Source organism: Streptomyces sp. A18 (assembly GCF_059026065.1).
In genome coordinates this window covers 51,496-62,478 of the sequence record NZ_JBWLKL010000015.1, presented here as the reverse complement: position 1 = coordinate 62,478, position 10,983 = coordinate 51,496, and the positions used below count along the sequence as shown (strand labels likewise).

9 protein-coding genes and 1 pseudogene are annotated in these 10,983 nt (G+C 70.7%); 7 read left to right on the top strand and 3 right to left on the bottom strand.

The features are described from left to right. Positions 1-42: 42 nt before the first annotated feature. The 3 genes from AC5P1C_RS23510 (at position 43) to AC5P1C_RS23500 (ending at position 1,745) form a co-directional block, all read left to right on the top strand. Entirely contained in the window at positions 43-528 is a 486-nt protein-coding gene (locus tag AC5P1C_RS23510; RefSeq protein WP_493867880.1) for a ribose-5-phosphate isomerase, read from the top strand. Between the two features lie 144 nt (positions 529-672). Further along, the gene (locus AC5P1C_RS23505) at positions 673-1,512 is read left to right on the top strand and encodes an Fpg/Nei family DNA glycosylase (RefSeq protein WP_493867879.1); all 840 of its coding nucleotides are present in this window, start codon (positions 673-675) and stop codon (positions 1,510-1,512) included. A 2-nt stretch (positions 1,513-1,514) separates the two neighbouring features. Further along, complete coding sequence (locus AC5P1C_RS23500; protein ID WP_493867878.1) at positions 1,515-1,745, top strand: superinfection immunity protein; 231 nt, start codon at positions 1,515-1,517, stop codon at positions 1,743-1,745. Here AC5P1C_RS23500 and AC5P1C_RS23495 read toward each other — a convergent pair. Further along, positions 1,742-2,971, bottom strand: coding sequence for a GNAT family N-acetyltransferase (locus AC5P1C_RS23495; protein WP_493867877.1), 1,230 nt, complete (start codon positions 2,969-2,971; stop codon positions 1,742-1,744). The two genes, AC5P1C_RS23500 and AC5P1C_RS23495, sit on opposite strands and share 4 nt — an antisense overlap. A gap of 129 nt (positions 2,972-3,100) precedes the next feature. Here AC5P1C_RS23495 and AC5P1C_RS23490 point away from each other — a divergent pair, with 129 nt between their 5' ends. After that, a complete protein-coding gene (locus AC5P1C_RS23490; protein WP_493867876.1) occupies positions 3,101-4,261 on the top strand; it encodes a PP2C family protein-serine/threonine phosphatase in 1,161 nt (386 codons plus the stop codon). Here AC5P1C_RS23490 and AC5P1C_RS23485 read toward each other — a convergent pair. Next, positions 4,247-5,428, bottom strand: a complete 1,182-nt coding sequence (locus tag AC5P1C_RS23485) for a cation:proton antiporter (protein WP_493867875.1) — start codon at positions 5,426-5,428, stop codon at positions 4,247-4,249. The two genes, AC5P1C_RS23490 and AC5P1C_RS23485, sit on opposite strands and share 15 nt — an antisense overlap. Positions 5,429-5,626: 198 nt before the next feature. On the opposite strand from AC5P1C_RS23485, the pseudogene AC5P1C_RS23480 reads away from it, so the two are divergent. The 3 genes and pseudogenes from AC5P1C_RS23480 to AC5P1C_RS23470 all read left to right on the top strand — a co-directional run. After that, positions 5,627-6,214 (top strand): annotated as a pseudogene (locus tag AC5P1C_RS23480) (ABC transporter ATP-binding protein); the annotation flags it as partial. Positions 6,215-6,568: 354 nt separating this feature from the next. After that, a complete protein-coding gene (locus AC5P1C_RS23475; protein ID WP_493867957.1) occupies positions 6,569-9,022 on the top strand; it encodes an ABC transporter permease in 2,454 nt (817 codons plus the stop codon). A gap of 18 nt (positions 9,023-9,040) precedes the next feature. Then, positions 9,041-9,502, top strand: coding sequence for an HD domain-containing protein (locus AC5P1C_RS23470; protein ID WP_493867874.1), 462 nt, complete (start codon positions 9,041-9,043; stop codon positions 9,500-9,502). On the opposite strand, the gene AC5P1C_RS23465 is transcribed toward AC5P1C_RS23470, so the two are convergent. After that, positions 9,499-10,761, bottom strand: coding sequence for an acyltransferase family protein (locus AC5P1C_RS23465; RefSeq protein ID WP_493867873.1), 1,263 nt, complete (start codon positions 10,759-10,761; stop codon positions 9,499-9,501). The genes AC5P1C_RS23470 and AC5P1C_RS23465 overlap by 4 nt on opposite strands. Between the last annotated feature and the right edge of the window lie 222 nt (positions 10,762-10,983).

The following is a 10,983-nucleotide window of genomic DNA, read 5'->3' as shown; positions in this document are numbered from 1 at the left end:
CGGTCGCGGCTACCCGCCCCGTGACGTGCCACACTCAGTCGCATGCGCGTGTACCTCGGCTCGGATCATGCCGGCTACGAATTGAAGAACCACCTGGTCGAGTGGCTCAAGAGCCACGGCCACGAGCCCGTCGACTGCGGGCCCCACATCTATGACGCCCAGGACGACTACCCCCCCTTCTGCCTCCGCGCCGCGGAGGGCACGGCAGGGGACCCGGGGTCGCTCGGCATCGTGATCGGGGGCTCCGGCAACGGAGAGCAGATCGCCGCGAACAAGGTGAAGGGGGTGCGGGCCGCCCTCGCCTGGAGCGAGCAGACGGCCGCGCTCGGGCGTGAGCACAACGACGCGAACGTGGTGTCGATCGGCGGCCGGATGCACACGCGGGAAGAGGCGACGAAGTTCGTCGAGATCTTCCTGACGACGCCGTACTCGGGCGAGGAGCGCCACACCCGCCGCATCGACATGCTGTCGCGCTACGAGGAGACGGGCGAGCTGCCCGCGATCCCGGCGCACCACCCGCAGCAGTAGCGAGGCCCCGGGGCTCCGCCCCGGACCCCGCTCCTCGAACGCCGGAGGGGCTGATCTTCAGGCCCTCCGGCGTTCGAGGACGAACTCGGCGGAGCCGGTGATCGACGGCCACTCCGACCGACCCGCACCCCCCTGGGAGGACCCGTGCCGGAGGGGCACACCATTCACCGCCTGGCGGAGGACCACCGCGCCCGCTTCGAGGGCCGAGGCCCCCTCCGCGTCACCAGCCCCCAGGGCAAGTTCTCCGACAGCGCGGCCCTCCTGAACGGCCAGGAGATGGACACCGCCGAGGCCCACGGCAAGCACCTCTTCCTAGGCTTCGCCGAAACCGGCTGGGTCCACATCCATCTCGGCCTCTTCGGCAAGGTCACCTTCGGCGGCACGGCCACCGCGAACCCGCCCACGGACACCGTCCGCCTCCGCCTGGCCACCACGGACGCGTACGTGGACCTGCGGGGCCCCACGACCTGCGCCCTCATCACCGACGGGGAGAAGCAGGCGATACACGGGCGGCTCGGCCCGGACCCCCTGCGCCCGCAGGACGACCCTGCCCCCGCCTACGCCCGCGTGTCCCGCAGCCGCACCACCATCGCCGCGCTCCTCATGGACCAGAAGGTCATCGCGGGCGTCGGCAACGTCTACCGCGCCGAGGTCCTCTTCCGGCACGGCATCGACCCGTACACACCGGGCAAGGACATCCGCCCCGCCCAGTGGAAGGCGATCTGGGACGACCTGGTCGTCCTGATGCGCGAGGGCGTGCGCCTCAACCGCATCGACACCGTCAGGCCCGAGCACACGCCGGAGGCGATGGGCCGCCCGCCGCGCGTGGACGATCACGGCGGCGAGGTGTACGTGTACCGCAGGGCCACGATGCCCTGCCTCATCTGTGGCGGCGAGATCCGCACCGCCGATCTCGCCGCCCGCAATCTCTTCTGGTGCCCCAAGTGCCAGCGGCCCCGCCGCTCCCGCCGAAAGGTCGGTTGAAAATGTTCGGCAGCATCGGCGTACTGGCCGCCACCGTGCTCACGCTGCTCGCTCTGGTGGTCTATCTCCTGCCGTCCCTCATCGCCTTCAACCGGGGTGCCGAACGCCGTTGGCTGGTCCTCGTCATCAACCTCGTCTTCGGCGCCTCGGTCATCGGCTGGCTGATCGCCCTGTATCTGGCCACCCGCAAGGCCAAGTCGGCGCTGCCGGGACCGTCCGAAGCCCCCGCCTAGAACCCGTGCGGCAGCCACGGCGCGACATCCGACCCGAAGGCAAGCGCCGCCTCGGCCAGCGCGCCCGGACGCAGCTCGCCCACCCGGCCCGCGGCCGCCAGTGACGTCAGGGACACGCCGCCGAGGTAGGCCGAGCCCAAGTCCCGTACGGACAGGGTGAGATCGGCGTCGTCGTCGGTGCGCTCGCAGGTCGCGCCCTTCAGGTCTCCCTTGAGCCGCCAACGGCCCGCGTTCCAGGGGCAGAAGGCGTCGTCGACGTCCAACACCAGGTTCACCGGCGCCCGGTACGTACGCGCTTCGAGTGCCGCGCCCACGTCCACCAGACGCACATGGAGCGCGTCCTTCACCTGGAGCCGGCAGCGCCGCACGTCCGAGACGAGCTGGAGCACCGCGTCGTCCGTCGGGCGGCTGTGCGCGTCGATCGTCGACGTCAGGTCGATGCCGAAGAGGAACTGCCACAGCGCCGCGTTCGCCGCCGGGTCGGCGGCCTCCAGGTCGCGCAGCTTGACCGTGCCCTTGGGGCCCGCCGCGTCCCAGTCGGGCTTCACGTGGAAGTGCGTGTACCCGACGAGATCCCCGTCGCGCTCGGCGACCACGCACTGCAGCGGTGACGCGCCGTGCCGCTCGCTCTCCGGGTCGAGCAGGCCGAGCCGCTCCCAGCCGGGCTGCCTGGCCAGCATTCCCGGACGCTCGCTCACCCGTCGTGCGTACAGCGCCTCACACGCCTCGTGGACGGCGGCCGGCCTCGCGTACCGAAGGCGTACGTCATCCGTACCGGCCGGCACCGACAGGCGCACGCGTGTGGTGTCGATCTCGGCCTTCAGCTGATGCGTCGCCGCGCCGTACCCGAACCGTCCGTAGATGGCGGGCTCGGAGGCCGTGAGCACGGCCAGGGGCTCGCCCTTCGCACGGACGTCGTCGAGCTGGCGCCGCATCATCGACGTCAGGATCCCGCGCCGCCGGTGCGTCGCCGCGACGCTGACCATCGTCACACCGGCCGCGTCCACCAAGGAGCCGCCCGGCACACAGAGGCGGAAGCTGAACGCTCCCGTCGTGCCGACGCACGTCTCGCCCTCCCAAGTGCCGAAGAAGCGGTCGTACTCGGTCAGCGCGTTCCAGAGCTCGTGCTCCTCCCGCGCCTCGGCGACGCCACCGAAGGCGAGCTCGAGCGTGCCGTAGTACTCGTCCCAGTCTTCCTGGCGCAACTCCCGCAATTCCGTCGTCATATGCCATGCCTACCAGGATGAAGCGGGTGGAGCGACAGGATTTACGCGTGCTGACAGCATGCCCCTGACGGGGGACAACGGGCACCTCCCGTGCGAAGTGCCAGGGCCGGTGGATAGGGTCCGGGAGCAATGGCAGGCAGGCGAGCGGAAGCCGAGACGTTCACAGCCCGGATGAAGAAGCGGATCCACCGGGCTCGCATAGGGCTGCGCAAATCCGGGGTCGACTACTTCAGAGGCGACGGCTCGGACTGGATCGCGCTCGCGGGGCTGCTCGTCACCATCCCGGTGATCACCTTCTGCACCATCGTCAACAACGTCTGGTGCTCGCCCTCCGCGCTCGTCCTGCCCATCGTGGCCGGCGGCCTGCTGCTCCGCCCCTCCAGCCTGCTCGGCCTGTACGCGACGGCCGCCGCCGCGCTCATCGTGGAGTCCGTCCAGCTCGGCCCGTACACGGAAGGGCCCTCACGGGTCACGCCCGGAGTGGTGCTGGTGGTCGCGGCCTGCGGATTCTTCGGGCTGGTCATCGCGCAGTTCCGCAGCCGGGTCGGCGTGCCGTGGCGTGGCGGCGGAACGATGCTGTTCGACCTGCGCGAACGTATCCGCGTACAGAGCAAGTTGCCGAAGCTGCCCCGCGGCTGGCACCGCGAGATGGCCCTGCGGCCCGCGGGCGGCCAGTCCTTCTCCGGCGACTTCGTGGTCGCGGCCCGCACGAACGGCGGCCGCACCCTGGAGGTCGTCCTCACGGACGTCTCCGGCAAGGGGATGGACGCGGGCTCCCGCGCCCTGCTCCTCTCGGGTGCCTTCGGCGGTCTGCTCGGCTCGCTTCCGCCACACGCGTTCCTGACCGCCGCCAACGGCTACCTCCTGCGCCAGGACTGGGACGAGGGCTTCGCGACCTCCACCCACCTGGTCCTCGACCTGGAGACCGGCGACTACGAACTCTTCACGGCGGGCCACCCGCCGGGCCTCCAACTCAGCGCGGGCAACGGCCGCTGGGAGGAGAAGGCCGCGGAGGGCCCTCTCCTGGGGGTCTACGACGGGGCGCAGTTCGACCCGGTGAAGGGCTCCCTGCAGGCCGGCGACGTCCTGATGCTGTTCACCGACGGCATCGTCGAGACGTCCGACCGCGACATCAGCGAAGGCATCGACCGCCTCACCGGGGAAGCCGACCGCTATGTGGCGGGCGGCTTCCACGGTGCGGCGTGGCATTTGATCGAGGCGGTCGCGAAGGACGTCAACGACGACCGCGCGCTGCTCCTGATCTGCCGGGAGCCGTCAGCGGGCGCCTGACAGCTCCGGCTCCGGCTCGGACGCCTGTTGACGCCCGCCCGGCAGGATCCGGGCCAGCCAATGGGACCGTCCCGCGGCCAGCGGGCCGAGCACCGCGAGCAGCAGCACGTACCCCGCGATGAAGGGGGAGAGCCGCTCGTCGAGTCCGGCGGTGGCCGCCATCGTCGCCAGGATCAGGGCGAACTCGCCGCGGGCGAGCAGCGTGGTGGAGATGTTCGCCGCGGGTCCCGCGCCGAATCCGTAGATACGCGCCGCACCGAGCCCGGCCAGGACGTTCATGAGGAGCGTCACGGCCACGGCGGCGAGCACCGGCCACAGGACCACGGGCAGGTCGCCCGGGTCGATCGAGAGCCCGAAGGCGAAGAAGAAGATCGCCCCGAACGCGTCCCGCAAGGGGTGCACGAGCTTGCGGATGCGCTCGCCGGACGTCGTACTGCCCAGCATCAGACCGACCATGAACGCGCCGATCGCGTCCGCGACCCCGAACCACTCCGAGACCCCGGCCACGAAGACCGCGGCTCCGAGGAAGGAGATGACGAGCAGTTCGTCGTCACGGGTGTCCATGAGCCGCCCGACGACCTTCGTGCCGAAGCGCGCCACGAGGGCGAGCAGCAGCAGGAAGCCGAAGGCCTTGCCACCGTCCATGACCGCCGCGGCGAGGCTGTCGGCACCGGAAAGGACGGGCTGCAGCGCCGCCAGATACAGCGCCAGGAAGATGTCCTCGACGACGATGATGCCGAGGATCGGCTTCGTCTCCGGATTGCCGAGCCGTCCGGTGTCGACGAGCACCTTGGTGACGATCGCCGACGAGGAGATGCCGAGCACCCCGGCGAGGACCAGCGCTTCGGAGGTACCCCAGCCGAGGGCGAATCCGAAGCCCAGGCCCGCGCCGACGTTCAGCGCGAGATACGTCCCTCCGGCGAGGGCCATCTTGCGGCCACCCGTCTTGAGGTCGTCCATGTGGAACTCGAGGCCCAGGTAGAAGAGCAGCAGGACCAGGCCGAGCGCCGAGAGCATCTCCAGGTCGTGGGGGTCGGAGAGCAGGACCACGCCGGGAGTGTGCGGGCCGAGAAGGATCCCGGCCAGGATGAAGAGCGGGATGGTGGGGAGCCCGATGCGGCCGCCCACGCGGGCGAGAAATGCGGCGGCGAGAAAGGCGCCGCCCATGGCTATCAGGGTGTCTGCGTGTCCGATGGGCCCGTTCCTCCTGGTAGTCGGCGACGCACCCACCGCACACGAATGGCAAAGGGAGCGTCAAGAACGCGTCAATAGTTAGCTTACCAAACGATTTACCAGGCAACTCTGTAGGGCGTACATCCGCCCGCTGCGGGGGCTATCCCCACCCCCGATTCGCCGGAGGACCTCATGGTCCACACAGCCCCCGAATCCGTACGTTCGAGGCGTCACCTACGGAAGGCGGAGAGGGCCATGGGGCTGCGTCGCAAGAAGGAAGCAATCGGAGGACCGGTGCCCCCGATGCACGGCGAGGCACCCCGCGGCGCCGACTGGGCCGTCGAACTGCACGGCGTACGCCGCAAGTACGGCAAGGGCTCAGGCGCCGTGCACGCGCTCAGCGGCATCGACCTCGCCCTGGAGCGCGGCAGCTTCACCGCCGTCATGGGTCCCTCGGGCTCCGGCAAGTCCACCTTCCTGCAGTGCGCGGCCGGGCTCGACCGGCCCAGCCAGGGCACGGTGCGCCTGGGTGGCACGGAGATCACGTCCATGAGCGAGAACAAGCTGACCGCGCTGCGCCGCACCCGCCTCGGCTTCGTCTTCCAGGCCTTCAACCTGCTGCCGTCGCTGACCGTCGAGCAGAACGTCGTCCTGCCCATGCGCCTCGCGGGACGCCGCCCCGACCGCCGCAGGGCCGCCGACCTCCTCGCCCGCGTCGGCCTCGGCGCCGACAAGCACAAGCGCCGCCCCGGCGAGCTCTCCGGAGGTCAGCAGCAGCGCGTGGCGATCGCCCGCGCCCTGGTCACGAACCCGGACGTGATCTTCGCGGATGAGCCGACCGGCGCCCTGGACACCACCACGGCCGCCGAGATCCTCACCCTGCTCCGGTCGGCCGTCGACGGCATGGGCGCCACGGTGGTGATGGTCACCCACGACCCGGCCGCGGCGGCCTACGCGGACCGGGTCCTGTTCCTCGCCGACGGCGCGATCGTGGACCGCCTCGAACGTGCGTCGGCCGGGCAGATCGCGGCGCGGATGACGGCGCTGACGGCACCGGCGTACGCGACGACGGCGGCGTATCACAGCGGCTCCGCACCGTCACCTCGTCAACTCCGCCGAACCCAGGAGCAGTTCATGCCGAACGGCCTCGCCCGCGCCGCCATCCGCTTCAAACCCGCCGCCTTCGCGGGTACGTTCGTCGCGCTGATGATGGCCGCGCTGATCGTGTCCGCCTGCGGCATCCTCCTGGAGTCGGGGGCGCGTGCGTCGGTGCCGCCCGCCCGATACGCCGGAGCCCCCGTGGTGGCGGCCGCCGACCAGCGGGCCCGCTTCGTCACGGGCAGCGGAGAGAGCCGGTCCGAGTCGAACACACCGCTGCCCGACCGGGCCCGGATCGACGACTCCGTTGTCACGAAGGCGAGTTCGGTGCCGGGCGCGCGCACCGCCGTCCCGGACGTCACCTTCCCGGTGCAGTCCGGCGGCAGGAGCGTCACCGCGCACGGCTGGGGCTCCACGGTCTTCACCGGCGAGAAGCTGACCGCGGGCAGGGCCCCGCGCCCCGGCGAGGTCGTCCTGGCCGCGCCCGGCGCGTCCGTGGGCGAGCGCACCACACTCACCACGCCGGACGGCGAGCGCACCTTCCGCGTCTCGGGCACCGCCAAGGCCCGACAGGGCGAGCCCACCGCCTGGTTCACCGACTCCGACGCCGTACGCCTCTCCGGCCGCCCCCACCGCATCGACGCCGTCGCCGTCCTGCCCAAGGACGGAGTGACGGCCGACGCCCTCAAGTCCCAGGTGGCGCACGCCATCGGCGGCAAGGCGGACGTCCACACCGGCGACGACCGCAGCGAGGCCGAGGGCTCCGAGCTGGCCTACGCACAGGAGATGCTCACCGGGCTCGGCGGCTCCTTCGGAGGCATCGCCACCCTGGTCGCCATGTTCACCGCGGCAGGCACCGTGGCGCTCTCCGTCGGCCAGCGGGCCCGGGAGTACGCGCTCCTGCGCGCCATCGGTACGACTCCCCGCCAGATCCGCCGCACCATCGCCACGGAGGCCCTGCTCGTCGCACCCCTCGCGGGAGCGGTCGGCGTACTGCCCGGAATCGCCCTGGCGAGCTGGTGGTTCGGCCAGCTGAAGGACAGGGGCGCGGTTCCGCAGGCACTCGACCTCTCGATCTCGTTCATCCCGCTCGTCGCGGCCGTCGGCATCGCCGTGGTCACCGCACTGGTCTCCGGCTACCTGGCGGCCCGTCGCCCCTCCCGCATCAGGCCGGGCCAGGCCCTGGCCGAGTCCTCGGTGGAACGCCTGCGCCCCGGCTGGATCCGTACGCCGCTGGGGATCGCGGCGGCCGTCGGCGGCTGCGTCCTGGCCGGGGTCGCCTCCTCCCTGACGGGCGACGACGCGGCCAACGTGGCGCTCGGCATCGTCATGCTGTTCATGCTCGCCGTGGCCCTGCTCGGCCCGCTGGTGGCCCGCGGCTGCGCGGCCCTCTTCGGACTCCCACTGCGCGGCGCGGGTGCCTCCGCCTCGCTGGCCGCGGCCAACTCCCGTACGAACGCCCGCCGTCTGGCCTCGGCGATCACGCCCATCGTCCTCGCGATGGCGTTCTCTTCGACCCTCGTCTTCATGCATACCAGCGAGGACCGGGTGGCGGCCGACCAGCAGCGGGAGGGCATCACGGCGGACCACATCGTGACGGCGTCGGGGGCGGGCGCGACCCCGGCCGGGGTCACGAAGGCCGCGGAGGCCCCTGGAGTCACCTCGGCCGTGGGCCTCATCAAGACCTCCGTCCTGGTGCCGGTGGGCTCGGGCGGCGACCGCTGGCTGGAATCGGCGTCGACGCAGGGCGTCACCGGCTCCTCCCGTGACCTGGCCAAGGTCCAGAACCTGGGCGTCAGGACGGGCACGATGGCCTCGCTCGGCAAGGGCGAGATCGCCGTCGACGCGAAGCTCGCGGACTCCGCGAACGTGAAGACGGGCGAGCGCCTGGCGCTGCGCATGCCGGACGGTACGAAGGCCTCGCCGAGGGTGGTGGCCACGTACGGCCGAGGCATGGGCCTCTCCCAAGTCACCGTCCCCGCTTCGGACTTGATCCCCCACGTGACGTCGCCCTTCGCCTCGGAGGTCTGGACGAAGGGTGAGAGTGCTGAGGCCCTCACTGCCCTCGGCGCTCTCCAGGACCGCGACAGCTACGCCACCGCGCAGTCCACGGACCGGGCGGTCAACGCCTGGGCGAACGGGGTGATGGCGGCCGTACTGGGCGGTTTCGCGGCGATCGCCGCGGTCAACACCCTCGTGATGACGGTCCTTGACCGCCGCCGCGAACTCGGCACGCTGCGCCTGATCGGTTCCACCCGGCGCCAGGTGATGCGGATGGTGCGCTGGGAGGCACTCCTGGTCGCGAGCGCGGGCATCGCGATCGGCTCGGCCATCGCACTGGCGACGCTGATCCCCATGATGAACGGCCTGACGGGGGAGCCCCCGTACATCCCACCGCTGCTGTACGGGTCCTTCGTGGCGGCGACGTTGGCCTTGGGCCTGGCGGCTACGGCGCTGCCGGCGAGGGCGGCGTTGAAGGCAAGGTCCTAGAACGGGGAAAATCTCCGCATGAATCCCAGCCCTTTGCTGTCCCTCCCCGAGGTAGAAGCCCTCGCCCGCCGGGCCCACGCCACCCAGAAGGACAAAGCGGGCCGCCCCTACACAGAGCACCTGCAAGCCGTGGCAGAGGGAACCGCGGCCCGAGGCGGCTCGCCGGAACAGATCGCCGCGGCCTGGCTCCACGACGCCATCGAGGACAACGCCCTCACCGAGGAATGGCTGCGGGACGCGCCCCTCACAGCACGTACGAAGGACATCGTGCGAGCCCTCACCAAGAGGGCGGGTGAACCCCCCGAGGCCTACGCCACCCGGATCCTCGAAACCCCCGGCGCCCGCCTGGTCAAGGAGGCGGACCTGGCCCACAACGCGAATCCGGCCCGCCTAGCAGAGCTAGACGGGCCGACCCGCGATCGCCTCACGGAGAAATACGCGAACATGCGCGCCCTGCTGGGTGTCCGTTCGCAGGGCTAGGCAGAGGACTTGGCCCGCTCCCGGGCCAACGCGGCAGCGTCCCGCTTGAACGCCCACTCCATCTTCGGCTCCATGGCGAAGCGGAACATCCGCTGCACCGGAGGCGTACAGAGGAGCGTCACCACCGCCGCGGCCACGAGCGACACGATCACCTGACCGACAGGCGTGTGCATCCACTCGTAGTCGTCGAACCAGCCCCAGAAGCGCGAGCCCTTGGCGAGGAAGCCGTGCAGCAGGTAGCCGTACAGCGTGCCCGCGCCGAGCACCGTGAACCACATCTTCCGGCGCGGAACCCACGCGAAGAAGCAGGCGGTCAGGATGGCGGAGCAGCCGAACAGCGCCAGCGTCATGACGACACCGGCCCACCACGGCGCACCCAACTCCTGCGCGCTGTCCCGACGGTAGAACCATGCCGAGGTCATCCGCGGCCCGGCCCAGTACGCGAGCAGCAGCGCGCTCGCGAAGATCGGGATGGAGAGCAGTCGTACCTCGCGGCGCCGCACCAGCTGGAAGTACTCGGGCTTCATGAACAGGCCGAGCACGAAGAAGGGCAGGAACTGCAGCACGCGCTGCAGATCGAGATCGTCACCGATGTCCGGCGAGATCGTGGCGAGCACCGCGATGGCGAGCGCGAGCGGAATCGGCCAGCGGACCAGCTTCCACAGCGGGGTCGTCAGACGCCAGACGAAGAGCGCGACCAGGAACCAGGTGAGGTACCAGGGGTCGAGCAGACTGATCGGCTGCGTCGGATCGTCGTCCGCGTAGCGCTTGAAGAAGGTGTACGCGACTTCGAAGATGACGTACGGCACGGCGATGCCGGTCACCAGGCGCTTGAGGCGGTCGGACCGCATGTCGAAGCTGCGTGAGAAGTAGCCGGAGATGAGGATGAACGCCGGCATGTGGAACGTGTAGACGGTCATGTACAGCGCCTCTGCGGCGCGGCTGCCGTCCGTCAACGGCTCCCAGGCGTGCGCCATCGCGACCAGGACGATCGCCAGGTACTTGGCGTTGTCGAAGAAGGAGTCGCGCTGCTTGGCGGGTTGACCCGTGGAGACGGGTTTGCCCGAGGAGCCTGCGTGGTCCGTGGAGCCTGAGTGGCCCGGGGAGCCGGGTCGAGCGGTGGCGCCGGCCGGGGCGTGGGGAACGGTCGCGGCCATGGTGGACTGGGGGGCGCGGGGGCCTGGTACTCCGTCCGCCGGCACATGTGCCGGGGGGAGCGGCGCCCGGTGGCGGCCGTGCGGGTGAACCGAGTTCGTCACAGGCCCTCCCACCAAGAGCTCGGTGAGACGATCCGGGACCGCACTGCGCTTGCGGGGATGGTGGCAGCGTGGAACATCTGAGGCACCCTAGCGTCGCTTGCGCGTATTCGTAAAACCCTCAACTCGGCTGTCGTGTCAATCACAGACCGTTCTGGGCTATTGCGGTCCGAGTGCGCGGGAATCATCGGAGTCGACATGGAGATTCACCTCCTCTCACCCTCG

Excerpts from the sequence above, each read along its gene's own strand:
- AC5P1C_RS23510 (WP_493867880.1), top strand. The coding sequence starts at position 43 with ATGCGCGTGTACCTCGGCTCGGATCATGCCGGCTACGAATTGAAGAAC.
- AC5P1C_RS23500 (WP_493867878.1), top strand. The coding sequence starts at position 1,515 with ATGTTCGGCAGCATCGGCGTACTGGCCGCCACCGTGCTCACGCTGCTC.
- AC5P1C_RS23495 (WP_493867877.1), bottom strand. The coding sequence starts at position 2,971 with ATGACGACGGAATTGCGGGAGTTGCGCCAGGAAGACTGGGACGAGTAC.
- AC5P1C_RS23490 (WP_493867876.1), top strand. The coding sequence starts at position 3,101 with ATGGCAGGCAGGCGAGCGGAAGCCGAGACGTTCACAGCCCGGATGAAG.
- AC5P1C_RS23485 (WP_493867875.1), bottom strand. The coding sequence starts at position 5,428 with ATGGGCGGCGCCTTTCTCGCCGCCGCATTTCTCGCCCGCGTGGGCGGC.
- AC5P1C_RS23475 (WP_493867957.1), top strand. The coding sequence starts at position 6,569 with ATGCCGAACGGCCTCGCCCGCGCCGCCATCCGCTTCAAACCCGCCGCC.
- AC5P1C_RS23470 (WP_493867874.1), top strand. The coding sequence starts at position 9,041 with ATGAATCCCAGCCCTTTGCTGTCCCTCCCCGAGGTAGAAGCCCTCGCC.